The organism is Paenibacillus sp. PastF-3 (assembly GCF_029893135.1).
Taxonomy (GTDB): domain Bacteria; phylum Bacillota; class Bacilli; order Paenibacillales; family Paenibacillaceae; genus Paenibacillus_AQ; species Paenibacillus_AQ nitricinens.
In genome coordinates this window covers 134,716-160,224 of record NZ_JARXWM010000007.1, presented here as the reverse complement: position 1 = coordinate 160,224, position 25,509 = coordinate 134,716, and the positions used below count along the sequence as shown (strand labels likewise).

The window sequence follows — 25,509 nt, the reverse complement described above, 5'->3', positions numbered from 1 at the left end:
TTTTTGTCGAAACATACATAGGTTAAAAGTTATAAAAAAAGTATAGTAAAGCTAAGAAAAAAGGCCTAATAAACCGATATATAATATAGTTAGCGCTTTCATATGTCCTCTAATATTAGCGGGTAGATGATCATGATGGGGATCCTGATCAAGATAGTATTAGTGAATAGCATAAAGAGAGAAGGTTAGAGAGATGAAGAAGAACAATAAAAAATCTGTAAATGCACAGGGCAATGAAGTAGGCACAGGAAAGACATCAAAGTTAGAGGCTAAGAAAATGATGTTGGGTTGGGGAAGCCAAATCAAGAGAGTTAATCCTATCCAATCCGTAGGAGTGAAGTTATTTCTAATATTCCTATGTTCCACTGTAATTGTAGTTATGTCACTTGGACTTATATCTTATTCGAAGGCGAAAACAACGATAAAGAATAATGTATCCGAAGCCTATCGTCAGACTATTATCCAGACTGCTGAGAAGCTGGATATTACCTTGAAACAGTATGAGAACTTGGCATTACAGCTTTATTTTGATGCGCAAATGCAAACAGATCTGAAGGCTTTGTCTACTGCACAAACAGCATACGAGAAATTTGAAGCAACAAGTGCAATAAGTAAGAAATTGTCCAGTCAGACGACAACTGATTCTAATATTATCAGTGTCTCTTTGATTCCAGAGACACCTGAGCAGGATATCGTTACTAGTGGTAGTGCTGGCATTAGTCTTGACGGATTACGTGAACAAGAATGGTACAAGAAGATTGTAGCCGACACCAAAGAGTATAATTCATATTATTCGGACGGTGACAAAGGCGGCGCGAAGAATATTTGGTTCTCCACTTCTATTCAAGGAAATGAAGATAAGGAGATTGCTATGGTAAGATCCCTTAAAAATTTGGGATCGGAAAAAGGATACATAATCATGCTTGTGTTGAAAAACACACTGCTGGAGGAATCTTTTGCAAGTGTGAAGCTGGGAGAAGGCTCCCGTATTCAACTAGTATCTCCTGAAGGTACAGTTGTAGCTTCTTCTAATTCGGTAGACGATGGTAAGCCATCGGAGTTTTCTTTTATTAAAGAGAGTAAGAAAAATAACAGTAGCCTAGAAGCTAAAGATCCAAATGGAAAAGAAATTCTGGCAGTCTTTAATCCGATGATACGGGCGGATTGGAAGCTATCAGGCGTAGTGCCTACAGACGAGTTAGTGAAGGAAGCCCGTCCGATTCTGTTGACGACGTTCATTACGGCTGCTGGTGCGGCACTGCTTGCAATATTGATCGGGATTTGGATGGTTCGTATGATCGCTCAGCCTCTGGCACGATTGAAGAATCTTATGGTTCAAGGTGCAAGCGGGGATTTGAGTGTACGTACAGAATATGTGTCTAAGGATGAGATTGGACAACTTTCAGCCTCCTTTAACTTGATGATGGAGCGTATTACTGAGCTTGTATCGCAAACTAGAGAAACTGCTCGAGATGTGCTAGAGACCGCTGGCGAGCTTGGAGAAGCTTCGCGTAAGACGGCTATATCCGCGAAGGAGATAGCAGCTGCTACGGAAGAAATCGCTGGAGGAGCAGGCAGTCTGGCACTTGAAGCTGAACGTGGTAATGAGCTTACAGACGTGATAGCTACGCAAATGCAGACCGTGATTAATGCCAACAGTGAGATGGATGAGGCCGCACGCGGGGTTGGAGAAGCCAGCGCTCAAGGTGCCAAGCAATTAACGGATTTACTGGAACAGACTAGCCGTACTGGGGAAAAGACAGGTGCGCTTGTAGAACGAGTTAACAATTTGAAAGAAACAGTATTCTCTGTGATTAAGGTGCTGGATGTGATGAAGAGTATCACACAGCAGACGAATATTTTGTCATTAAATGCGACGATAGAAGCTGCACGTGCAGGCGAAGCTGGCAAGGGCTTTATGGTGGTAGCCGGTGAGGTAAGGCAGCTTGCCGACCAATCGAAGCAGTCTATTGCTCTAGTAGCCGGAATCACTGACAAGATCATAACGGAAATGAACGAAACGGAAGCTGTATTATCTGAAGTGGCTCCTCTCTTTAAAGAGCAAATAAGCTCAGTGAAGAACACGAGCGATATCTTTGTATCGGTAAAAGGACAGATGGATGAGTTCATTACTAGTCTGGAATCGGTGACAACAGCGATCAGTAGCTTGAATCATTCACAGGTTGTATTGTCGGAAGCAATGGGTAACGTAAGTGCTGTAGCTGAGCAATCATCAGCGACTTCCGAAGAAGTGGCTTCACTCAGTAATGAACAGCAAAGTGTAAGTGATCAACTTGTTTCATTGTCAGGTAAGCTGGAAAGTGCTTCAGGACAGTTAAAGGATAAATTGTCATTATTCACGATAAAATAACTGGATCTAACTAATTTTTTTATGATTTACATAACAAAACCGCTTCTTCGTTATGAGGAAGCGGTTTTGTTATTGTGTAAAGAAGGACTTCCCCGTATAATAATTTTGTTAGGTAAATAATAATAACAAGTTAGGTAAAAAAGGGTTAAGGAGAAGGACCGTATGAAAGGTAAACGCATCTTTGGCTGGTGGTCCGTTATCGGGGACATGAGTATGGAACGCAAGCTGCTCCTCGTCTTTTTAATAATTATTACCCTTCCGCTTACCTTCATTAGTGTGTTTACTTATAAGAGTTATTCAGAATCTATACAAGGCAACACCATTGCTTATTCTGAGAAGTTAATCGATCAAATGATGGATGGAGTAGATGATTATATCGAAGATATGAAGCGTATTTCATCTATGCCAGCCTATGTGAACGATATTAAACAAAATTTAATTCGTTCAAACCAATACCATGAGCAGAAAGAGATCATGGGTGGCGAATCAGGCAGTGCTACATTGTTACCCGGAGATTTTGATTTACTGTTGTCCATCCAACGGGGCATAGAAGGCAACATTTCATTTATTAACAATATTAAACGAGGCGCGAACACGGTTTATATTTTTGACGCGTATGGAAATGGGTATTATTCTGCCAAAGATGGTGGTGTACGGCTCGACCTCGATCAAAGCTATAAGTATTGGAGTCAGCAGACGAAGAATTCCAGCGGAGAGGCACTTTTGTTTGGTACCCAATCATTTACGAGTAATTTGCAGAGCACTCGATATGCTTTTACCGTTGTTCGCAAAATCGTGGATGGTTTGTTAAATCCGATTGGGCTTATCGCGGTTGAAGCGAATATTAGCAATTTGGAGAATCGGGTTACGGAGTTGGATAAAGTAACGCATGGCAAATCTCTGATTGTTGATGAGATGGGGATGGTCGTGTACAACAGTGACAAAAAGCTTCTTGCCACGGATGTATCTGATTCAGAGCTATTCAAAAGGGCCGATGGGAAATCCGGAAGTTTCTATGATACAGTCAACGGAAAAGAATTTCTGAATATTTACTCAAGCTCTAGCAAGACCAATTGGAAGGCCATTATCTCTATTCCTGTGGATGTTCTGATGCGGGATGTGAAGGTAACCCGTAATGCAACGCTCGTTGCTACACTAAGTATCATTGTACTGGCGTTAATTATCTCCATTATCCTTTCCTTTGCACTCACTAAATCACTATCGCAGATGATTCAACTAATGAAAAAGGTTCAGGGCGGCGATCTAGAGGTGATGTTTAGGGTTAGACGGCGTGACGAGATTGGTCTGCTCGGGCATCAGTTTAATCGAATGCTGGCTCGGATCAGGCAGTTAATTCAGGATATCTACCGAATTGAAGAGCAGAAGAAGGAAGCGGAGCTTCATGCTCTGCAGAGTCAGATTAATCCTCATTTTATCTATAATACACTGGAGTCGATCCGAATGACCGCTGAGCTCAATGATGATATTGAAGCTGCGGATATGATCTCAATTTTAGGTAAACTGCTACGGTATAGTACAAGTGATTTGAGCGGCAAAACGACAATGAAGCAAGAGCTTGGATATGTACGGAATTATGTTGAGCTGCTGAACTGTCGTTACCCTAATCGTTTCGTACTCGAAATCGACGTGCCGAAGGAGCTAGATAATTACTCTATTATCAAGCTGGTCTTCCAGCCGATCATAGAGAATGCTGCTTATCATGGCTTGGATGATAATAAACCACAAATGAATTTAAGTATCCGTTGTGAGATGACTGAGCAAATGCTGTTCTTTCATATTAAAGACGATGGCTGTGGAATGGATAAGATCACTTTGGAGAGATTGAACGCTGGGCTGCAGAAAGAAAGTCCTCCTAAGAAAAGTATCAATGGGGGGATTGGTATGAAAAATATACAGCAGCGAGTGCGTCTTCATTATGGAGCGGCTTTTGGAATTGAGGTATTTAGTGAGCTTGGACAAGGGACGGATGTTATTTTGTCGCTGCCGTTGCTGGAACCGGAAATGATTAGATTATCTGACTGAAATAAGAGGAGGCTGTCCGTTGATGGGGATGAGATTACACTGGACTACGCGTACCATACTGCTGCTTCTCTTTTTGTTATCGATAAGTGGCTGTGAGAACAACACCAAGCAGACGGAATCAACAGTGCCTCCAGTTGGAGATGAGGGGAAGTCTGACTTATCCGGCACCATAGTCATGATGACCAATCGAATAGATCTGATTGAGAACGGAACCTTTCAAGGGTACGCGGATCAATTCAAGCAAAAGTACCCCGAAGCGAATGTTGAATTTGAAGGTTTATCCAATTACGCAACGGACATTCTGGTAAGACTATCCACCAAGGACGCCGGAGATGTACTTTTGCTTCCTGTGAATCTTCCATCAAAGGAACTGGATTATTTTTTTGAACCGTTGGATGAAGAAACTTCGGCTAGTGAGCGCTTCACTTCTTATGCTACTTATGATGGTAAGCGATATGGGCTATCTACGGGAACTACCACGGTAGGGATTGTCTATAATAAAAGATCCTTCGAAAAAGCAGGAATTACCGCGGTTCCACAGACACTGGATCAATTCTACGAAGCTTGCGCTAAATTAAAAGAGGCTGGAATTATCCCGCTGTATATGAATTATGGAGCCGTCTGGCCACTGCGTGAATGGGGAAATAGTCTGGTCAATTATATGACAGGCAACCCTGAGTATCTAAATAATATGGTAAATGAGGATAGTCCATGGCAGCTTGATAATGAGTGGGGGAAATCCATTTCCATTGCTCGAACCTTAATTGCTAAAGGTTATGTAGAGCATGAACTTTTCTCGAACAATTGGGAGATCTCTAAGACTAGACTCGCTAAAGGTCAAGCTGGCATGTATTTACTTGGAAATTGGGCGGTTGGTCAAGTGCTTGATATGGGGGCTTCACCAGATGATATCGGATTCTTCCCTTTTCCTTATGATAATAGTAGTACTCACTATGCGCCGATCAATCCAGACTGGTTCGTGGGTGTTAGCAAATACAGTAAGAATAAAGAGCTTGCTATGGCTTGGTTGAATTTTTTTGTAAAAGAGACTTCGTATTCAGATGATTGGGGATTCCTTCCTGCTGATGGTAGTCTGAACCCTTTTATGCCGCAGTACCGTGAATTTTTATCTTATGAACCAAAGCTGGTTTATGGCACGGTACAAAGTGATGCGTTCATCGATCTGGCGAATGGAGCTAAGCTATCCTTTTGGTCCGGGGATTATATTCAGGAGTTACTTGCTGCGCCTGATTTACAAAAGTCTTTTGACGAATTAAATGCAAAATGGACGGAAGCGCGGGCAGGTACACAGGTAACTTCTCAGCCTTAACTTTAGTTCAACATTAATTTTAATACAATCTCTGGAGGGTTTAATATGGCTAAAAAAGTCACCATGCAAAAAATAGCTGATCATCTCGGTGTATCCAAATTTGTTGTCTCTAAGTCACTTTCTGGTAAAGCTGGCGTTAATGAGATGACCAGAGAACGAGTGATTCAAGCGGCTTCGCAGTTAGGCTATTTTACGCAAAAGAATGCTTTTGTCCAAGGTGTCAAGCGTACTCCTCCGGTAGGGGCCAGTGATCGGAATAAGCAATCTGTGCTTGTATTAATGCCGAATATCCGCTCGCAAACTCAGGATTCTTTGTATTGGGGGAAAATTGTGGACGGCATTGCCCTTGCGCTGGATCAAGAAGGACTTGGAATGGTGATCATCTCTGAGAATCGTGCGGATAATTTCGTGAATATCTTGAACCCAAGCGGGATTCTTGGTTTGGTAGGTGTGGGCGAAATCTCCACTTCTTTACTACTTGAGGTGCATCGCATCGGTCTGCCGATGGTGTTGATTGACCATGAAGATCCATTAATTCCAAGTGATACTGTATTCGCGAACAATGTGGATTCCATGGCTCGACTTACTAATCATTTGATGGGGACAGGCCATACACAAATGCATTTTATCGGGAATATTGGATTTTCACGCAGTTTCCGGGATCGGTGGATCGGCTTTCGGAGTGCGCTGGAGGAGAGTGGGATAAGACTGCCTTTGGAAGATGATGCGAATCTCTTTTTGGAAGGGGTGGAGGAAGAGGTATTCCAAGAGGATTTTAAAAATTGGGTGATGAAACGGAAAAAAGCTAAGACACTCCCCACCGCCTTGGTCTGCGCCAATGACAAAACCGCACTTACGGTCAGTGATATCCTGAAGGCAGATGGTATTAATATTCCTGGGGATATCTCGGTTACGGGCTTTGATAATATTGAGGATGCCTCAAGAGGCGTTCCGCCGCTTACTACTGTGCATGTCCCTAAAGAAGCGATGGGCCGGGCGGCAGTGGAGAAACTGCTAAGTCGGATTGGGCACCCCTCTGCACCGCTGGAGAAAATCCTGATCGCAGCAGACATAGTGCATCGTGATTCTGTGGATATACCGCGAGATTAGAAATTAGCCGATTAAAAATAATTGAACGCCATGAAATTATGGTTATGGTTAGGGGGAATTCAGTTATGTCAGAAGCAGTTGCAATACCAAAGATTGAGGGCGAGAATATTCATCTGCGTGGTGTAGAAGAGTCCGATCTGGAGGCCTATTACAAATTTTTACTTGATGAAGAGATGGGACGTCTAACAGGGTCGCAAGGAGAAATCTCACGCGAGCAAACTGCAGCCTGGATTCGTAAGATTAGTGTTCCAGCTGAAGATCGTGTGGATCTTATGATTATCGTCAAGGAAACGGATGAGCTTATTGGAGAAGTGGTGCTGAACGAAATGGATCCAGACAACCGTAGCGCAAACATTCGAATTGGGATTCGTAGTCATAAACATAGAGGGAAGGGGTACGGTACTGAAGCTATGACTCTAATGCTGCGATATGGCTTTGAAGCCTTGAAGCTGCATCGTATCCATCTGGGTGTATATCCTTTTAATCCAAGAGCGATTCATGTCTATGAGAAGCTAGGTTTCAAGCGCGATGGTGTGGAGCGGGATGCTCTTTATGTAGACGGAGAATTTCATAACATGATTCTGATGTCTATACTGGAAGATGAATATCGGGCTTTGTACAATTAAAAATTTGCTCGTCGACATTTCTCCGAACTTTCCGCCTAGCAGTTCTTGTACAGCGGCAGCAGCATTGGGATCTGGCTTCTTTACTTCAGGAATTTCGATCATGATCTCATCCATACGTTTGAACATTTATATCTCAGCCTCCTTCGAGTTAGGGGATTACTGAGCAATTTTGAGCTTCTTACCAAGCAATAGCGTCATCTGAGTCCGTAAGCTCCGGGGATGATGGATATACGATATAAGCTAGCCGCCAATGATCCAAAAAAACAGAACAGCGATCCTCCGATAACAGGAGAATCGCTGTTCTGTTGATTTCTATGGACTCTGAACTCTTACTTACAGAGCTAAATTACGATCAATGAGGGCGATGCGTTGCTGTACACAAGCATAAGAGCGAAGCGGGTCTTCTGGTGTGTTCAGTACATAATCTAACATTTGGTCAACGGTAGTTGTCGCTACATGGATGCGAGTGTCGGAGGAAGCGTAGTAGATATAAATCTCACCGTTATCGCGTGCAATCACACCATTACAGAATACGACGTTGGATACATCACCGACACGTTCCTCACCGTCTGGTGCGATGAAATGACCGCCTGGGGAATGGGTAACTTTGTTTGGCTCCTCCAAATCAGTTAAAAAGGCATAAAGCACGTATCTAAGCCCAGCAGCAGTGTTTCGCACACCATGAGCAAAATGCAACCAGCCTTTTTCAGTTTTGATTGGAGCTGGACCTTGACCATTCTTAACTTCCTTGATGGTATGGTAATGGCGCTCATCCATGATGGTTTCACTCGTAATCACGGCATCCTCAATCGAATCCGAGAGCCCCCAGCCAATTCCGCCACCGGAACCTGCATCAATAAAGCCATCCTGTGGGCGAGTGTAGAAGGCGTATTTTCCATCAACATATTCAGGATGGAGCACAACATTACGCTGCTGAGCTGACCCTGTTTGGAGATCGGCCAGACGTTCCCAGGTCTTCAGATCTTTTGTGCGAACAATACCACATTGGGCTACTGCGCTAGAAAGGTCACCGTGTGGGGCATCTGGATCTTTACGTTCTGTACAAAAAAGGCCATAAATCCAGCCATCTTCATGGCTTACAAGGCGCATGTCGTAAACGTTAATATCCGGAACATCTGTCTCGGGCAGCACGACTGGACGATCCCAGAAGCGGAAGCCATCCACACCATTATCACTTTCAGCTACAGCAAAAAAAGATTTACGGTCATTACCTTCCACGCGGGCAACAAGATAAAACTTACCATTAAGTTCTATGGCACCAGGGTTGAAAACGCCGTTGACACCGATTCTTTCAGCGAAGTATGGATTGGTGTCAGGGTTGAAGTCGTAACGCCAGATTAGAGGAGCGTGCTCAGCGGTAAGCAGTGGATGAGTATAACGGTCATAAATACCGTTTCCATAAGGGAGCTTTTCATTGTTACGGGTGATCAGTGCCTCATAACGTTCTGTAAGTTGTTGTTTGCGTTCTTGAAATAATGATGACATTATACAGTCTCCTTTAGAGTTGGTTTGATTCGTCCGATCATTTCAAAGCAGGCTCTGCTGTTATGATAAGGGCATTTCCAGGCACTAACCTTGGTTGCGTGAGGGAGAGGCAGATGCTTCTCGTCCACACCCCAGTACCATTCGCCTAATTTGTGATCCACCATATATTTATCTATAAAAGTCCAGGAGGCTTGGGCAGCCTCGTTAAATTTGCTGTTACCGGTCAGCTGATAAGCATTATAGAATCCGACAACCGCCTCCGCTTGCGGCCACCAATCTTTATCTTTGCTTAGCAATCCGCTCGGATCAGCTTCATTCCATATCCCGCCATCGGTATCTATACCTTCTGCAAGAACAGCTTCTGCCATGGAGGTAGCGACAATTCGAACACGCTGTAGCAGCTTTTCTTCTCCAAGTATTTCTGCGGCTTCCACAAGCAGCCAGCTGCCTTCGATATCATGTCCATAGGAGATAATATCTGACTTAACATTCCAGGCCTCATCAAAGAAAAGATGAAAATGCTTGCCTTCGTTATCAATGATATGGTCCAGCATCGTTTCAATTAGCTCAGCCAGCGTGTTTTCCAGCTCCTCTGACTTCCATACTCGATAAAGTCCGGTATACGCTTCTAACACGTGTAGATGTGTGTTCATTGATTTTTTCTCATTCAAGTCCTTGCTGCTAAGGCTGAGGTTATCCGTGATTTGCCATTCCCGTGATAAAGCTTCAACATAACCTTTATAAATAGAATCATAGCCGTATTTCTCAACGAGCTGGAATATTTGAATGGCCTCATCTAATACCTCAGGCCGCCCAGTCGCGCGGTAGAATTCAGCCAATGCGTAGATAGCAAAAGCTTGGCCATAGATCTGTTTTTTCTCCTGTGAAGGTCTGCCCTCAGCATCCACCATCCAGTATAAACCGCCATATTCTTTATCGATGAAATGATCCATTAGATAGATATAAGCACGTTCTGCCATAACCAGATATTCTGTCTTGCCGTAGATTCGGTAAGCGCTCGCAAAGGACCAAAGAATACGTGCATTAAGCACAAGACTTTTCTCCGCGTCAGGTGTTATGTTTAGCTGATTGTCGATTTCACCAACAAAACCGCCATTGATTTCGTCCTTCGTCTGTTTCATCCAAAAACTAAGAATATTACCCTGTAGCTCATCCTCAAGCTGGGTCAACCATAATTCTGGTGAATTAATCATTGGTAAGTAGTCACTCCTCACATTACTTATTGATTTTCGAGGTGAAGTATTCTTTAATGATCCCAGCGGCTTGTTTGCCATACATACAATAATCATCATTGTGTTCTGCTTCATGAATTGGATAAAGATGAGTAGGCCAATCCCAAAGCATAAAGCCCTGAACCCAATCTCTGCGCTCACAGCCTTGAAACATTGCCTGATAGAATTTGCTTTGTTCTGCTTGACTTGGTTCACCCTTTAAGGTCCAATCATTAGGAATTGCCGCGCTCCCACTTCGGCTTGGGCAACCCGCCTCCATAAAAAAGAATGGCTTATTCTGCGATCTAACCACACTTTCAATCCGGTCGAGCTGAGCTTCCCAATCATTAGCTGGATAATATCCACTTGAAGAAATCACATCGAGCGCATCCCACCAGGTCACGTTATCCTCCTGATATTTATCGCAATTATAAGTGAGAATTCCTGAGTAAACCTTCCGAACCTCGGCAATAAGCGTGCGCCATTCGGCATCGCGTCTATCCGCTTGGACAAGCTCGCAGCCGATACAGAACATCTCACAACCCGATTCTTCAGCGATAGCAGCATAATGCAGAATAAATTTAGTATAAGAGCGGAACCATTCCGACCATTTAGGCTCACAAGGGACATCCTTATCGAAAAAGTTAATGTGAGCACGCCAAGTTCCGTCCGCACAATTAACAATCGGCTTAAGGCATACCTTAAGCTGCAGTGACTTTGCTTTACTAATGGCCTGTTTCACTTCTTCGTCAGTAACGGTTGGAGCCTCCCAATAGGGGATTTCCGTAGAATGAGCGGTTGATTGAAGTGCACTAAGTGCAATGGCTGTCCAGTTCGCCCCGGTGACTGAAGACATGAGTTCCATCGAACGTTCCGCTTCTTCTGTTGTCCATGAACCACGTGTACCCGAGAAGCCCCAGGTTATGCCTGCAATGTATTCGTTGTTAAATACCATCGAGAATCCCACCTTACATGAAAATAGAAAAGATAATTATTATGTTAATTTGTTATATAGTTATTATTAATTTGTTAGTTTATAATAACAACTTAATTCAGTTATATACTTTTTCGGAGATGATTTCAAGGACAATTTATAGTGGCGGCTGGGAAATTAGAATAACTTTCGTTATAGTAAATGCAAGACTATAAAAGAGCGAAATCGTACATTGACTTAAGACATAGGAAGAATTCTATTCGTGATGATGGTGCAATCATAATAACTGGCAGATACAGCTGGAGGGAAGTGCTCAAATGATAAATGTTATGATTGCGGACGACGAGGAGGTCATTCGCAGGGGGCTCGAAAAAATCACATCCAGGATGGAGCTGGACGTACATGTAATTGGATCCTACGGTAACGGGTTGGAGGCCTGGGAGTATATTGAAAAGTTATCCCGAGCGGAAATAGATCTGCTTATTACAGATATAAAAATGCCTAGAATGGACGGCTTTATGCTTATTGAACAGGTTAGAGGTTATATGGAGGATTTACCTATTGCCGTTCTTAGCGGTTTTAGTGAATTTGAATATGCCCGCCGAGCCATCCGTCATGGGGTGATAGATTATTTACTAAAACCTATTGATAAGACTCAGCTATATGAATTGCTCAAAAGAGTAGAGGATACAAAGAAAAAGAGCGTTAAAGACCAGGAGGAGATCATCTCCCAAGCGGCGGATGGTGGAGAGCATTACGTAGTTGAACAGACTAAAAGCATACTGGAGAGGGAGTATGATCAGAACTTCGAACTTGAGCGTTTGGCGGAGACCGTCGGTATGAATGCGAGCTACCTTAGCCGGTTATTCAAAATAAAGACGGGGCAAACCATCACCGAATATCTAATTCAAATTCGAATTACTAAGGCGAAAGAATTGCTGATCGAGCATCCCGACCTAAAAAATTATGAAATTGCCGATAAGGTTGGCTATAGTGATCCGGTTTATTTTAATAAATTGTTCAAGAAAATGTGTGGGATGACACCTAAGGATTACAAAAGTGGCTGTAAATTACCGAAAATGGAACGTGAGGTTTAGTCCTATATAGGAAGCTATTATTTAGGAGAGCGATAAGCTCTCTTTTTTTGTGGTTATTTTCAATAAATTAGATAATAAAAACGCCATAACAAAAACAAAAATAACAAATACAAGACCAGAAAAAGCAATTCAAACCATCGTTTTGCGTGGAAAATAGATCTATAATGGGTTTGTAAGCGATATCATCACTTTTTTTCAAGAGTATTTCTGTTAGTTTGATAATGGTAATTACTCTGTTAAATTAATGGTGATGATATAAGTTATTATTTTTGTTATTAAACCAAATTAGAGTTGAATGGAAGAGAGGGGTCGTAAAAGCATGAAAAAAGGAAAAACAATGATGGGCTTGATGGCACTGACACTTATGGCAGGATTGTTTAGCGGTTGTTCCTCAAACAACAACACCAACAATGAAGGCACTAAAAACACAGGAAGCAATGGATCCTCAACAGAGGCGACGGCAGCTCCGGCTGATGATGCAGCAGCCAAGGATATTAAAGGGGATATCACGGTTATTACACAAAGAACGGATATTGTTGATACCGTATTCAAAGAGTATGCGGCTAAGTTCAATGAGAAATATCCTGATGTAAAGGTGAATTTTGAAGCGCTTGCTACTTATGAAGATCAAATTAAAATTCGCATGAGCACTAGTGACTATGGCGACGTTCTTTTGTTACCTACAAGCATAGCTATTAAAGATATTCCCGATTTCTTCGAACCACTGGGTACACTCGAAGATATGCAAAAGCAATATACAGGGGTAGAAGAACGAGCAGTAGACGGAGTGGCTTACGGAATTCCAATGACCATCAACTTTAACGGTATTATTTACAACAAACAAGTCTTCAAGGATGCAGGGATTACAGAGGTTCCAAGAACTCCTGAACAATTCTTAACTGCTCTGCAATCTGTTAAAGACAAAACGAAAGCTGTGCCTCTGTATACAAACTACGCAGCTGGCTGGACATTGACCCAATGGGAAGCGGATCTGGCTACAGTAGCTGGTAACCGTGATTATGTGAACATTGGTCAAGTGGCTAGCGACGACAACTATGTTCCAGGTCAACCTCACTATGAGCTGTACAAAATCCTGTACGATGCAGCACAAAAAGGTTTGATTGAAGAAGATCCAACGACTACAGATTGGGAATCTTCTAAAGGGGATCTGGCTAACGGAAAAATCGGCACGATGGTTCTTGGATCTTGGGCAATCGGTCAAATCAAAGGTTTAGCAACGAATCCAGATGATGTTGGCTTCATGCCATTCCCTACGAATGCAGATAAAATCCTTGTACCGCTTGCTGGTGACTACAATCTGGGTGTCAGCGTTCATAGTAAAAACAAAGAAGCTGCTAGAGCTTGGGTGGATTGGTTCATTAACGAATCTGGCTACCCAACGACTGAAGGTGGCGGTATGAGCCCGGCTATCGGTGCTGAGCTTCCAGAAATTCTGAAACAATATGAAGGTACTGAAGTAACCTTTGATACACTTGCAGCTGCTAAAGCCGGTGAAGAAGGCTGGTCTGATGAAATCGACAAACAAGCCGAAATCGGTGCTTGGCAACCAGACTTCAAGAAACGTATTATTGAAGCCGCAATTGGCAACAGAAAAGAATCCTATGATGACATCATGAAGGACCTCAACGACAAGTGGAAAGCCGCTCGCGCGAAAGTCACAGCACAGTAACAACTATAAGCTTTCTTAAATGCTTTAGGCGGTAGTGGAAGTGGAAAGGGGATATGCGATCGGGCATTTCCCCCTTCACATTTAAACGAGTCATAAATAAATGAGGATGCTTTTCTGGAGGTGTATCGGGTGTTCAAGTTTTCGAATTTGAGTTACAAAAATCAACGTATTGCCATCATATGCTTGTTCTCATTAGTACCGATCGTATTGCTACTCACGTTTGCTTATTATCCAGTCATCAGTATGTTTCGGTACAGCTTCACCAGCTGGAATGGCCTAAGTAAAAATATGGAGTACGTTGGGTTAGAGAACTACAAAACCATTTTTACGAAACCGGAGTATTTTTCCGTATTTAAGGTCAGCTTGTATTATTTCTTTACCACCTTTATTCAGATGGCGCTTGCTTTGTATTTTGCAACCATTCTGAGCTTTAGTGTTCGCATGAAAAATTTATTCAAAGGGATCTTGTTCTTCCCAACCTTGCTAAACGGTGTAGCGATCGGCTTTATCTTTTTGTTCTTTTTCAAACCAGATGGAACGCTAGATACGATTCTTAACCTGCTCGGACTCAGCGGTTTACAGCAGAAGTGGCTGCTCAATCCGAATTTGATTAACTTCTCACTTGCAGGTGCGTCACTGTGGAGATACATGGGGATGAATTTCCTGATCTTCCTTGGGGCTATTTCCTCGATCGGTTCGGATATTTATGAAGCTGCTGAGATTGATGGTGCAAACCGATGGCATCAGTTTATGCATATTATTTTGCCAAGTATTAAGCGGATTCTGCAGTTGAACTTGATCTTAGCGGTTAGTGGCGCCATTGGAGTATTTGAAATTCCATACGTCATGACAGGCGGATCTAACGGAAGTAGTACATTTGTTATTCAGACGGTCGATGTAGCTTTCAAATATAGCAAAGTTGGATTAGCGTCAGCGATGGCCGTAGTTTTGCTGGGTATCGTTATAGTAGTTACTATTTTGCAGCGCGTTCTGATCAAGGAGGAGAAATAAACTATGCATTCTGTAAAATATACCACTGCTAGTATATTCAAATATCTCACCTTGATTTTGGGAGCACTTGCAGCGTTGATACCTATCGTAGTTGTATTTTTTGCTTCATTAAAAACAGGGCCAGAATACGCTTCAACCGGACCGTTAACGTTGCCAGAGAATTGGCTGAATTTCTCCAACTACACTAAGGCTTTTGTTGATGGGAAAATGCTTCTGGGATTTAAAAACACGGTCATTATCGTTGTGATCTCTATCCTGGGTGCAACGCTGACGGGTTCAATGATGGCTTATATTTTATCCCGCTTCAAATTTAAAGGCAGTAAAGTTCTTATCAGTATGTTTCTGATTGCTACTCTGATTCCGGGTGTTACTACGCAAGTAGCAACTTTCCAAATCATCAATCACTTGGGCTTGTTTAATACCAGATGGGCACCCATCGTGATGTACCTCGGTACGGATATTATCGCTGTATATATTTTCATGCAGTTCTTGGATTCGATTTCCGAGTCACTGGATGAATCCGCGATGCTGGACGGGGCTTCGTATTGGACGATTTATTGGAGAATTATTTTGCCGCTGCTGAAACCGGCGATTGTAACAGTAATTATTGTGAAGGGCGTAAATATTTATAACGATTTTTACACTCCTTTCCTTTATATGCCGAAAACAGATCTCCAAACGATCTCCACAGCGCTCTTTAAGTTTAAAGGTCCGTACGGATCACAGTGGGAAGTTATATGTGCGGCGATTATGATCGCAATTATCCCGACCTTGGTTGTGTTTACCGCGTTGCAAAAGTATATCTACAATGGATTTTCGCAAGGTTCCGTGAAGTAAGCTTAGTAGTAGATTTCATAACAGTACTAGATAAAATAGCAATCTAAAAAGTTGCATACATTTGGAGGGAATACTAATGAGTGAAGTGAAATTGGTAGGAGCAAGTGCAGTGAACATCCCGAACATGCCTTGGCAGGATAAGCCTGCTGGCTACGAGAACCCGATTTGGAGACATAATGATAACCCGGTTATCAAAAGAAATCCCGCAAAAGGTGTAGCCCGTATTTTTAATAGTGCGGTTGCTGCGTATGAAGGGAGTTTTATTGGAGTATTTCGTGTAGAAGATAACACGACTCGTCCGCATTTGCGTATGGGACATAGTGTTGATGGTCTAGATTGGAAAATCGATGATGAGCCGATCCGATTTATAGATGAAGAAGGTAACCCTTATCAGCCGCGGTATGCTTACGATCCACGTCTGGTTAAGGTCGAAGATACATTTTATATTATCTGGTGTACAGATTTTTACGGCGCAGCCATTGGTGTTGCCAAAACACAAGATTTCAAAACATTTATCAGCTTGGAAAATCCATTCCTGCCCTTCAACCGGAACGGCGTATTGTTCCCTAGAAAAATTAACAATAACTTCGTGATGTTGTCCCGTCCAAGTGACAGCGGTCATACCCCATTCGGTGATGTATTCCTTAGCGAAAGCCCTGACTTTGTATATTGGGGTAAACACCGTCACGTGATGAGCAAAGGGGGGCAAGGCTGGTGGCAAAGTGTGAAGATTGGCGGCGGACCTGCACCGATTGAAACCTCTGAAGGCTGGTTGATGTTCTACCATGGCGTTACCGGAACTTGTAACGGTCTTGTATATAGCATGGGTGCAGTTATTTTGGATATTAACGAGCCTTCGAAAGTAAAATATCGCTCGAAAAATTTTGTTCTAACCCCTGAAGAGTGGTATGAGGAAAGAGGTTTCGTGAATAACGTTCTGTTCCCATGTGCTACTTTGCATGATGCAGAAACCGGCCGTATCGCCATCTATTATGGTGCTGCTGATACTTATGTAGGCGTTGCATATACAACTGTTGATGAAATTGTCAACTATGTCATCGATACCCATGAAGAGGTTGGCGATGATGCGGGTTTAGGCAAAATTTAATAGAGTGAACAAGCTTTGGGGAACAACCTTAGATAGAGTGAAGTGGGGTAGATGCTTGGTGGTCGTGTAGCGTTCGAAAGAAGTTTACAGCGTGCAGTGTAATGTGTTTTGTGTGCTGGGTTCTGCACGTTGCGCGCTTTGTGTTATGTGTTATGTAGCTTGGGCTTTTCATTGCATTCTCTGCAATAGAAATCTCGATTTCGTCTAAAAAATAGAATCTATTGCACTCTCTGCAATGGATTCCCGCAAAAATCACTTTTATGCTCGGTTTCGCTCGAACTGATTGCACAAAGTACAATAGAACACCGACTGATGCTCATATGGAGAGATTCTATTGCACAAAGTGCAGCGCAAGAGCCACGAGTGAGTACTATGAGCTCATTCATGAGAGGCCAGTATGTCTAGGCTAAAGCCGCAGTTGCACAAAGTGCACTTAAACTAACCTGTTTGGTGGTGTTTAGTGTAAATAGTTGCACATTGTACACTTATTTCAGGCGATTTTGCCCCGGAAACCCCGCTGTGAGCAATTTTAGTTGTATAGAGTGCAATTAAATGAACAACACAACTTACTTAGCTGTAATAGTTGCACAAAGTGCAACTAGCGAGCTCTTGTTATTAGTAGAAGCTAACGGAAAATCCACATATGCGGGTTTTCCGTTTCCATTGTTTTTAAGTGAAAAAACCTTAAGGAGGACCTTAATATGGGAAACGACATGACATTGTCACAATTAAAAGAATATAACGGAAGCAGCCCAAAGCCGATAGACTTTGACGCGTTTTGGGAGCGGGCTTTGCGTGATCTGGACGCCCAGTCACTAGATTATGAACTAGAGCCTGCGGAGTTCGTCAGCGAGCTGGCGGAATGTTTTCATCTTTATTTTACCGGCGTTGGCGGAGCAAGAATTCATTGTAAATATGTAAGACCGAAGAAAAGGAGTTCAGAAAAAAGTTCTGGTGTCGTGATGTTTCATGGATATTCCTGTGACAGCGGGGATTGGATGGAGAAGGTGACTTATGCGACCCATGGGATTAGTGTCCTTGCGATGGATTGCCGGGGACAAGGCGGACTTTCCGAGGATAATCTTACAGTAAAAGGCACAACCATTCGTGGACATATTATTCGCGGCATTGACGATCCTAATCCGCACAACCTTTACTATCGTAATGTGTTTCTGGATACAGCACAGACTGCTCGAATATTGATGTCTATGGAGGAAGTTGATCCTGCACGAGTAGGTGCTTTTGGTTTATCTCAAGGCGGAGCGCTTACTGTAGCTTGTGCAGCATTAGAGCCGCGTGTGAGCATGGCCGTTCCTGTGTATCCGTTTCTTTCAGATTATAGACGGGCTTGGGAGCTTGATATCACTACGTCAGCTTATGAGGAAATTAACTATTATTTCCGCTTTTTTGATCCCCATCATTTACGTGAGGACGAGATTTTTAATAGACTGGGTTACATCGATATTCAGAATCTCGCGGAGCGAATTCAAGCTAAAATGTTGTGGGTTACAGGGTTATCCGATGTGATTTGTCCACCTTCAACGCAGTTTGCCGCATACAACAAAGTACTAGCGCCCAAAGAGCTTATGGTTTATTATGAGTACGGTCATGAGTATTTGCCATATCTTTCCGATCGGGTGTTACAAATGTTCATGACCTTGTAAACGATAAGCCAGTAGGCATAACAGACGACAACGGTGGTGAATGATTAGATGAAAGTACAAGTGAAAAAAGAAAAAAGACGATTCCAGCTGCATCCATCCAAATCCATTGGGGTGCGGCTTTTTCTCATCTTCTTTGTTTCGACGATGGTGCTCGTGCTCTCTCTCGGCTACACTTCCTATTCCGTAGCTGAGCATACGATCGAGACGAATGCGCTGTCAGCCAATCAACAGACAGTCGTTCAAACCGCTGAGAAGTTTGATGTGGAATTGTTACGTTATGAGGATGGTCTAGGAAGAATCTTGTATGACAATGAAATTCAAAATGCACTCAATCAAGGGAATAATCCCACTACAAGTAATGAGGAACGTAAGGTACTATCTAACCAGATTAGTGCGCAGCTAAATGATTGGCTCACGGCATCAAACGGTGTGGAGGCCGTATACCTTATTCCGATGAATGAAGGTTTTCCAATTTCTTCGGCAGGGACAAAAGATAGCGCTTTTATTGAGAGTTTCAGAGAATCCTCATGGTTTAAGCAGCTACAGGAGAAGCCACAGAGTGTATGGATTCCACGTGAATTACAGGGCCAGGAAGGAAATACGTCAGGTGTTTTCCATTTGGCCAAATCGATTGCCGGTGATTCTAAAAGCAAGGGATACATAGTTATTAACGATATTAGAATTAGCGAATTAGAAAATCAGCTTCGTAAAGTGGATCTTGGAACAAGCTCCTACATGCAATTGCTGACGAATAAGGATGAATTGATTGCCTCCTCCCAGCAAGTGGGGACAGATACATATCTGAATTTGGGAGGGACGCTTCTGGGTGGTCTGCAGAATACAGCAGGCTCATTGCCAACAAAGGATGAAAAGGGAAAATCTATATTAGCTGTATACGGAACACTAGAAACCTCGGGATGGAGATTACTTGGTGTTGTACCGGCTGAGAACTTGACGAAAGACGCGCTGCGTATTCTCAAGACTACTTATATTATTGTTGCTGTAGCTGCTGTTATCGCCATTCTGATTGGATATTGGATGTTCAGAATGGTATCTCGGCCCCTGACCAGACTTAAGAATTTGATGTCAGAGGGAGCTGAAGGGAATCTAGGGGTGCGTACGAATATCACCTCACGTGATGAGATCGGTCAGTTATCCAGCTCTTTTAACATGATGATGGAACGGATAACAGAGCTGGTTATTCATACGAATGAAACCGCCCGGAAGGTACTGGAAACCGCCGATGAGCTTAGCGGTGTTTCGCGTAAGACTGCTGATGCAGCTATGGATATTGCTGCGGCCACGGAAGAAATTGCGGGTGGTGCAGGTAGTCTGGCCTTGGAAGCTGATCGTGGCAATGAGTTGACAGGACAAATTTCGGTACAGATGGATTTAGTTAATTCAGCTACTCACGAGATGGATCACACCGCACACAGCATCGGCGAACTCAGTGAGGAAGGCTTCAATAGATTAAAAGAACTGCTTAATGAGACAAATAGGACGGGCCTGAAGACGAATCAGCTTGTGATGAAGGTTAACGAGCTGACAGAAACGGCATCTTCCGTTATAAAGGTTCTTAATGTCATGCAAAATATTACACAGCAGACGAATATCTTGTCACTGAATGCCACCATTGAAGCAGCAAGAGCAGGCGAGGCTGGACGCGGATTCATGGTGGTAGCCGATGAAATACGCCAGCTTGCAGATCAATCGAAAGAGTCTATTGCTGTTGTGGCTGAAATAACAGATACCGTTATGAGAGATATGAACGAGACGGTTGTGGTCCTTTCAGAAGTTGCACCGCTCTTTAATCAGCAAATGACTTCCGTGCAGAGCACTAGCGATATTTTCGTATCTGTGCAGGATCAAATGCAGCATTTTATCGCCCGTCTGAATGCTGTAACTGTGTCGATGGACAGCCTGAGTCAATCGCAAAAGGTTCTATCCGATTCGATGAGCAACGTAAGCTCAATAGCTGAGGAATCATCAGCTGCCTCTCAAGAAGTTGCTTCACTTAGTGGTGAGCAACAAAGTGTAAGTGATCATTTGGTAGAGCTTTCTTTGAAGCTGGAGGATGCATCCTTGCAGTTAAAGGAGAAGTTATCGAAGTTCAGCGTGTAGGGTAGCCGTAACAGAATACTAAATTAAAGAACCGCTTATTCCTTTAGGAGAAGCGGTTCTTTGATTTTTACTTTTAATTTAAATATTTTTTTGATTTTGATGTTGTAATGAACATTTTATGGCGATTCTAATGGATGTAGATAGGACATAATAGGTGTGGATTCTGCTCAGGAGGGAAGACATTGCGTAATAACAAACATCGGCGTGTATTCAGCGGTCTTCTTATTTTATCTGCGGCTGTAGCCGTGTTGATCCTTAGGCTGGCGTGGGTTCAACTAATTATGAAGGAACAGAAGGTTCCTGGAACAAAATATACACTTGCGAAGATGGCGGAAATTCAAAGTGAACGGGAAACTGTACTGGACAGCGGTCGGGGACGTCTGTATGACCGCAAGAATGAGCCTCTTGCGGGGGAAACCATTTGGACGGCGGCTTTTTTTCCACAAGAGGAGAGGGCTAAGAAATCAGTGACGAAGGTTGTTTACGAAGAAGCTAAACCCATGCACCGACTGGCGGAGATTCTGGGTGTCAGCTATGAACAACTGTTGAATAAGCGGTCGTCACTTAAAGAACCTTTGCTATGGCCATCTTCAGTGGGAAAAGGGCCACTCGCGTTGTCTCAGGCACAGGCAGAAGAAGTGAGTGCACTGGGGATCGACGGAGTAGGCGTGCTCCCTTTCGCACGCAGATATGATGGAATTTCTTCAGGTCGGCAATGGCTAGGCTATTTATCGGAAGCCATCATGCATAAAGCTTCTCCTACGGGTCTTAGAGTTCCTATGACGGGAACGGACGGTTTAGAAAAGACATTAGAGCCTTTGCTTCAAGGGGTAGGTCACACGGAAGCATTTGTTCAAGTGGATGCGCGTGGGAATCGCCTTCCAGGCAGTCCCATTCAAGTTAAAGCTCCGGGCAATCCATATTTCCCTCTTTCTTTATATACAACGGTTGATAAGAAGCTTCAGGAGGGAATTGAGGAGCTTGCGCTCAAATCCGGAATGAAGGAAGGAGCCATAGTGGTGTTAGATACCGGGACGGGCGATATTGAAGCCATGGTATCTTTACCCTTCTATAATCCAGAGAAGGTATCTCCGCAAGGAGGGGAGTGGAACAATCGGGCACTCCAGGCTGCCGTTCCTGGATCGATCTTCAAAATCGTTACAGCCGCCGCGGCGTTAGAAGCGGGTATAACTTCCGCTGACGAGCTTTTTTATTGTTCAGGGCAATACGAGAAATATGGTTTGTCTTGTATGACAGGAAAAGGACACGGCCCCCTTACGCTGGCGCAAGGATTCGCCGTGTCCTGTAATACTGTATTTGCTGCTCTGGCAGAGCGCTTAAGCGGTATCCAGCTTCAATCGACTGCACTGGCGCTAGGACTCGGTAGAGATATCAGCTGGCAAGCCGAGAAGACGCTTGGGTTTCCAATTCTAAAACCACTATCCGGAGAGCAAAAGGGAACCATCTTTACTACCTTACTGCCGGATGACAAGGGAGCCAGGGTGCAGACTGCAATTGGACAGCGAGATGTACAAGTAACCCCTCTACAAGCAGCTAATCTTATTGTAACGCTACTGCATGGAGGTGAAGTAAGGGCGCCAAGGATTCTGCAGCGAGTCACATTTGCCAACGGGCAGAAGCTGGAGGATCTGCCGGGACATCTGTCCCCTTCTTCTGCAGGGAGGATTTCTGAGTCTACAGCCCGCCAGTTACTGTCTATGATGCGCAAAGTTGTGACTGATGGAACGGGAGCCCGTCTACAAAGCACACACTGGCCTCTTGCAGGTAAATCAGGGACAGCACAGACGCTGGTTAAGGGCGTAGCACGCAATAATCAATGGTTTATCGGCTACGGTCCGGTGGATCACCCAAGATATGCTGTATCAGTTGCTGTAGAGAATGTCGCTCCCGATAGTCCGCATCTTGCCATTAAGCTGTTCGGTCAGATATTTGATTTATTATCATCTTCTACAGAAGCTTGAGGCTCCGGAGGAGTAGCAGTGGCCTTGCCCTTAGATGAAGGGCCATTTGCAGCAAAGGGCGAAACGATAAACTCCTCTTGAGGCAAATAGATCCAGCTCTGAAGATATCCTTGTTGAATTAGTTCTTTGATCAGAATAAGCAGAATCGGCGACAGGATCAGACCGGCCATACCGAAAGCGGATGTGGACAGAATGACAAAGGACAGCATCAGAAAAGCAGATGATACGCCGATCGAATTCCCGGTAATCTTGGGTTCAAGCAGTTGTCTTACAATCAATACAATCGCCAGGAGTACGATTAAACCGATGGCTAAAGAGGTATTACCAACAATAAACAGGTATATGATCCAAGGGACTAAAATCGTCGTTACACCAAGGAGCGGTAAGACATCAAATACAGCACAGATAAGCGCCATAGTGATTTCGTTACCGGTCCTTAGTATGAATAAGCCAACCAGTACGATAACAAAGGTAATGCTAATCAGAATAAGCTGGGCTTTTAAATAAGAGCCGATGGCTTTGAAGACGTTGCCCTGCAAAAAGGCATAAGCGGTTTTAAATGTTTTTGGCATTTTGTCATGGGCAACCTTGCGCCAATCTTTAATCTCCATACTAAGGAAAAATGCTAAAATAATGGCGATCCCAAAATTAGCCATGAAGGAGGAGAAGGATCCGAGCACACCGACCATATACTTTAGAAAAGTAACAAGCCAATGTGTAAGGACATTCGTGGCATCTTTAAAGTATCCATTTACTTTGTCGGTAATATCCGGCGGCAAATTATTGATTTTTTGCTGAAGATAGGTTGTGGATTCTACGAAATGTTGTTGTACCACATATGTATATTTAGGAAGGTTTTCTTGAAAGTGAAGAGCTTGGATGGTGACCAATAGTCCAGCGCCAAATAACGTACCTAGAAGAATGATTAGGAATAGCAGCACTGAGATCGCCGAAGCGAAGGGTTTGGCAAGTCCGCGCCGGTTCAAGAAACGGGCAAGTGGTTCAATAAGCAAAAATACAAAAAAAGATAGGAATACAGGTGCAGCTAACTGATACAATTTACTGAAGGCGAACATAACCAGATAGACCGTGAGGACAATTAATCCAATGTCGAAGAACGTGCGCCAATATTTTTTGTACAACGGCAGCATAGATATAAACAACTCCCTTTTTAATTAAGTTGATAGGTCAGCTTGAATACATTGTACATGATTTTACGTAAAAACCGTCTATTTCTTTGATACATGTGTTAAAATAGGGGGTAACGTATTTTTTAACTAACTTCACTTGGCCGTATCACAGGTTCTGCTTGCAGACGTAAGGCGAGCCAAAGTCAACTCTGGAAAAGCGAGGAATTCATATGCAGACTTTGCTGCTCTGGTTATTTTATATCTCCACTTTTTATGCTTTTATCCCTGGTATGATTAGTCGCATTTTTGGTTTTCGTGTCTTTCGTAAAGGAACTGGGCAAAATGAGTTTGCGTTGACCTTTGATGATGGGCCTGACCCTCGGTTTACGCCGTTACTTCTGGATTTATTGAAGAAGTACGATGCAAAAGCTACCTTTTTTGTAGTAGGATCTAACGCTGAACGTTATCCGGATCTTATTAGGCGGATACATGGAGAGGGACATCTTATTGGAATTCATAATTATGTTCACAAGACGAACTGGCTCATGCGGCCCGCAACCGTTCGTCGGCAGATTCAGCGCACGAATGATATTATCTACAACATAATAGGCGAGCGTAGTACTTATTACCGTCCACCTTGGGGGATTGTTAATTTATTCGATATTTCCAAACGTCGCCAAGTTGAAATTGTTCTATGGTCGGTAATGTTTGGAGATTGGCGTGAGAAGCTTGGTGCGCAGCGTCTCACTGAGAAGATGCTGGCGCGATTGAACCCCGGTGAAGTGATGCTGCTGCATGATAGTGGCACAACATTAGGTGCCGATCCGGGCGCACCCGAGAATATGCTTATAGCTCTTGAACTGACGCTGCAGGAGGCCCAAAAAAGAGGATTGCGCAGTATTCGAGTGGACGACATGATCAAAATGGCGGAGAAATCACCGATTCGGCGGTTATCCTTTAGTAAAAGAGTACTGGTCGGACTCTGGTTGGCTTGGGAGCAGGTATTCCAAGTATTGTTCCAGCTCAAGACGATTAACCCGGCCGATCCGTTCATGCATTATCGAATGCGTAAATATCAGGGAGAGCCTGTTGAACTTGGTAATGGAACCTTGCTGAGTAAAGGTGATAAAGTCATTGAGCTGCATATTGATAACAGGCAATTATTCGAGTTAGGTATTCATTCTCGTTCTTCTGCTCAACTTGCGATTCGAATGATCCGCAGAATGGAGAAAGGGTTGCCAATGCTAGCAGAAGTTATTGCCGATGATGTAAACCTCGCGCAAGCCAAAGCACTTTATGGTGTTAGTATGATTAACCGTGGGCCAGAGAAATTCGGTTTTAGCGTACATGATTTGCCCGATGGCATATTCGCACGCTCCACCAAGTTTTACTTAAAGATCCTGTTAAGTGTAATTCATCCAGATGGTGGTGCTAGGCTCAAGGAGCGTAGTGAGGTACTTGTACCGAAGCTAATCCTGATGCCTGTCTCAGAATTATTCAAGAAGATGAATAAGCAACTGCCTCATGATGAAAGGTCGGTAAGGAAACGTAAACCACAGCAAGAGGAAGCATTGTCGCTTAACGATTCACTCACAGAAGTGGAATTACCAGGAGCAACAGTAACGAATTGATTCATGATATTATTTAGACTTATAATGAGCCGTAATATAGATGCCTCACAAACCAGCAATGGATTGTGGGGCATTTTTTCTTGTGT

The 25,509-nt window shown here is 43.4% G+C and carries 19 protein-coding genes; 14 read left to right on the top strand and 5 right to left on the bottom strand.

Going from position 1 to position 25,509, the window contains the following annotated elements; all coding sequences use genetic code 11:
• Positions 1–193: 193 nt before the first annotated feature.
• The 5 genes from M2444_RS15870 to M2444_RS15850 all read left to right on the top strand — a co-directional run bounded on the left by M2444_RS15870 (position 194) and on the right by M2444_RS15850 (position 7,480).
• The gene (locus tag M2444_RS15870) at positions 194–2,371 is read left to right on the top strand and encodes a methyl-accepting chemotaxis protein (RefSeq protein ID WP_280787434.1); all 2,178 of its coding nucleotides are present in this window, start codon (positions 194–196) and stop codon (positions 2,369–2,371) included.
• Positions 2,372–2,533: 162 nt separating this feature from the next.
• Complete coding sequence (locus M2444_RS15865) at positions 2,534–4,414, top strand: cache domain-containing sensor histidine kinase (protein ID WP_280787433.1); 1,881 nt, start codon at positions 2,534–2,536, stop codon at positions 4,412–4,414.
• A 22-nt stretch (positions 4,415–4,436) separates the two neighbouring features.
• Positions 4,437–5,744 carry an ABC transporter substrate-binding protein gene (locus M2444_RS15860; RefSeq protein ID WP_094870571.1) on the top strand — a complete coding sequence of 436 codons (1,308 nt, stop codon included), beginning with the start codon at positions 4,437–4,439 and terminating at the stop codon, positions 5,742–5,744.
• Between the two features lie 45 nt (positions 5,745–5,789).
• A complete protein-coding gene (locus tag M2444_RS15855; protein ID WP_094876584.1) occupies positions 5,790–6,854 on the top strand; it encodes a LacI family DNA-binding transcriptional regulator in 1,065 nt (354 codons plus the stop codon).
• 65 nt (positions 6,855–6,919) lie between these two features.
• A complete protein-coding gene (locus M2444_RS15850; RefSeq protein ID WP_094870573.1) occupies positions 6,920–7,480 on the top strand; it encodes a GNAT family N-acetyltransferase in 561 nt (186 codons plus the stop codon).
• On the opposite strand, the gene M2444_RS33565 is transcribed toward M2444_RS15850, so the two are convergent.
• The 4 genes from M2444_RS33565 to M2444_RS15830 form a co-directional block, all read right to left on the bottom strand.
• Positions 7,367–7,606 carry a manganese catalase family protein gene (locus M2444_RS33565; RefSeq protein ID WP_373455820.1) on the bottom strand — a complete coding sequence of 80 codons (240 nt, stop codon included), beginning with the start codon at positions 7,604–7,606 and terminating at the stop codon, positions 7,367–7,369. The genes M2444_RS15850 and M2444_RS33565 overlap by 114 nt on opposite strands.
• Before the next feature lie 207 nt (positions 7,607–7,813).
• Positions 7,814–8,986 (bottom strand): glycoside hydrolase family 130 protein, encoded by a 1,173-nt coding sequence (locus M2444_RS15840; protein ID WP_280787432.1) that lies wholly within the window; start codon positions 8,984–8,986, stop codon positions 7,814–7,816.
• The gene (locus M2444_RS15835; RefSeq protein ID WP_280787431.1) at positions 8,986–10,200 is read right to left on the bottom strand and encodes an AGE family epimerase/isomerase; all 1,215 of its coding nucleotides are present in this window, start codon (positions 10,198–10,200) and stop codon (positions 8,986–8,988) included. The genes M2444_RS15840 and M2444_RS15835 overlap by 1 nt, the downstream gene beginning before the upstream one ends.
• A 22-nt stretch (positions 10,201–10,222) precedes the next feature.
• Complete coding sequence (locus tag M2444_RS15830) at positions 10,223–11,173, bottom strand: glycoside hydrolase family 113 (RefSeq protein WP_280787430.1); 951 nt, start codon at positions 11,171–11,173, stop codon at positions 10,223–10,225.
• A 296-nt stretch (positions 11,174–11,469) separates the two neighbouring features.
• Here M2444_RS15830 and M2444_RS15825 point away from each other — a divergent pair, with 296 nt between their 5' ends.
• From M2444_RS15825 to M2444_RS15790, 8 genes are all read left to right on the top strand, one after another.
• Positions 11,470–12,249, top strand: a complete 780-nt coding sequence (locus M2444_RS15825; protein WP_280787429.1) for a response regulator transcription factor — start codon at positions 11,470–11,472, stop codon at positions 12,247–12,249.
• Between the two features lie 319 nt (positions 12,250–12,568).
• Complete coding sequence (locus M2444_RS15820) at positions 12,569–13,939, top strand: ABC transporter substrate-binding protein (protein ID WP_280787428.1); 1,371 nt, start codon at positions 12,569–12,571, stop codon at positions 13,937–13,939.
• Between the two features lie 129 nt (positions 13,940–14,068).
• Positions 14,069–14,950, top strand: a complete 882-nt coding sequence (locus M2444_RS15815) for a carbohydrate ABC transporter permease (RefSeq protein ID WP_042186108.1) — start codon at positions 14,069–14,071, stop codon at positions 14,948–14,950.
• Between the two features lie 3 nt (positions 14,951–14,953).
• Positions 14,954–15,787, top strand: coding sequence for a carbohydrate ABC transporter permease (locus M2444_RS15810; RefSeq protein WP_042186110.1), 834 nt, complete (start codon positions 14,954–14,956; stop codon positions 15,785–15,787).
• A gap of 76 nt (positions 15,788–15,863) precedes the next feature.
• Positions 15,864–16,895, top strand: a complete 1,032-nt coding sequence (locus M2444_RS15805; RefSeq protein ID WP_094870579.1) for a glycoside hydrolase family 130 protein — start codon at positions 15,864–15,866, stop codon at positions 16,893–16,895.
• Between the two features lie 701 nt (positions 16,896–17,596).
• Positions 17,597–18,559 carry an acetylxylan esterase gene (locus M2444_RS15800; RefSeq protein ID WP_280787427.1) on the top strand — a complete coding sequence of 321 codons (963 nt, stop codon included), beginning with the start codon at positions 17,597–17,599 and terminating at the stop codon, positions 18,557–18,559.
• Positions 18,560–18,607: 48 nt separating this feature from the next.
• Complete coding sequence (locus M2444_RS15795; RefSeq protein ID WP_280787426.1) at positions 18,608–20,680, top strand: methyl-accepting chemotaxis protein; 2,073 nt, start codon at positions 18,608–18,610, stop codon at positions 20,678–20,680.
• 182 nt (positions 20,681–20,862) lie between these two features.
• Positions 20,863–22,662, top strand: a complete 1,800-nt coding sequence (locus tag M2444_RS15790) for a peptidoglycan D,D-transpeptidase FtsI family protein (RefSeq protein WP_094876589.1) — start codon at positions 20,863–20,865, stop codon at positions 22,660–22,662.
• Here M2444_RS15790 and M2444_RS15785 read toward each other — a convergent pair.
• Positions 22,623–23,813 (bottom strand): AI-2E family transporter, encoded by a 1,191-nt coding sequence (locus tag M2444_RS15785; protein ID WP_094870583.1) that lies wholly within the window; start codon positions 23,811–23,813, stop codon positions 22,623–22,625. The two genes, M2444_RS15790 and M2444_RS15785, sit on opposite strands and share 40 nt — an antisense overlap.
• Positions 23,814–24,022: 209 nt before the next feature.
• Between M2444_RS15785 and M2444_RS15780 the strand changes: the two genes are divergently transcribed.
• The gene (locus M2444_RS15780; RefSeq protein ID WP_280787425.1) at positions 24,023–25,423 is read left to right on the top strand and encodes a polysaccharide deacetylase family protein; all 1,401 of its coding nucleotides are present in this window, start codon (positions 24,023–24,025) and stop codon (positions 25,421–25,423) included.
• The last annotated feature ends 86 nt before the right edge of the window (positions 25,424–25,509 follow it).

What these genes read in the sequence shown, in the direction of transcription:
- M2444_RS15870 (WP_280787434.1), top strand. Translation starts at nt 194, where the DNA reads ATGAAGAAGAACAATAAAAAATCTGTAAATGCACAGGGCAATGAAGTA.
- M2444_RS15865 (WP_280787433.1), top strand. Translation starts at nt 2,534, where the DNA reads ATGAAAGGTAAACGCATCTTTGGCTGGTGGTCCGTTATCGGGGACATG.
- M2444_RS15860 (WP_094870571.1), top strand. Translation starts at nt 4,437, where the DNA reads ATGGGGATGAGATTACACTGGACTACGCGTACCATACTGCTGCTTCTC.
- M2444_RS15855 (WP_094876584.1), top strand. Translation starts at nt 5,790, where the DNA reads ATGGCTAAAAAAGTCACCATGCAAAAAATAGCTGATCATCTCGGTGTA.
- M2444_RS15850 (WP_094870573.1), top strand. Translation starts at nt 6,920, where the DNA reads ATGTCAGAAGCAGTTGCAATACCAAAGATTGAGGGCGAGAATATTCAT.
- M2444_RS33565 (WP_373455820.1), bottom strand. Translation starts at nt 7,606, where the DNA reads ATGTTCAAACGTATGGATGAGATCATGATCGAAATTCCTGAAGTAAAG.
- M2444_RS15840 (WP_280787432.1), bottom strand. Translation starts at nt 8,986, where the DNA reads ATGTCATCATTATTTCAAGAACGCAAACAACAACTTACAGAACGTTAT.
- M2444_RS15835 (WP_280787431.1), bottom strand. Translation starts at nt 10,200, where the DNA reads ATGATTAATTCACCAGAATTATGGTTGACCCAGCTTGAGGATGAGCTA.
- M2444_RS15830 (WP_280787430.1), bottom strand. Translation starts at nt 11,173, where the DNA reads ATGGTATTTAACAACGAATACATTGCAGGCATAACCTGGGGCTTCTCG.
- M2444_RS15825 (WP_280787429.1), top strand. Translation starts at nt 11,470, where the DNA reads ATGATAAATGTTATGATTGCGGACGACGAGGAGGTCATTCGCAGGGGG.
- M2444_RS15820 (WP_280787428.1), top strand. Translation starts at nt 12,569, where the DNA reads ATGAAAAAAGGAAAAACAATGATGGGCTTGATGGCACTGACACTTATG.
- M2444_RS15810 (WP_042186110.1), top strand. Translation starts at nt 14,954, where the DNA reads ATGCATTCTGTAAAATATACCACTGCTAGTATATTCAAATATCTCACC.
- M2444_RS15805 (WP_094870579.1), top strand. Translation starts at nt 15,864, where the DNA reads ATGAGTGAAGTGAAATTGGTAGGAGCAAGTGCAGTGAACATCCCGAAC.
- M2444_RS15800 (WP_280787427.1), top strand. Translation starts at nt 17,597, where the DNA reads ATGGGAAACGACATGACATTGTCACAATTAAAAGAATATAACGGAAGC.
- M2444_RS15795 (WP_280787426.1), top strand. Translation starts at nt 18,608, where the DNA reads ATGAAAGTACAAGTGAAAAAAGAAAAAAGACGATTCCAGCTGCATCCA.
- M2444_RS15785 (WP_094870583.1), bottom strand. Translation starts at nt 23,813, where the DNA reads ATGCTGCCGTTGTACAAAAAATATTGGCGCACGTTCTTCGACATTGGA.
- M2444_RS15780 (WP_280787425.1), top strand. Translation starts at nt 24,023, where the DNA reads ATGCAGACTTTGCTGCTCTGGTTATTTTATATCTCCACTTTTTATGCT.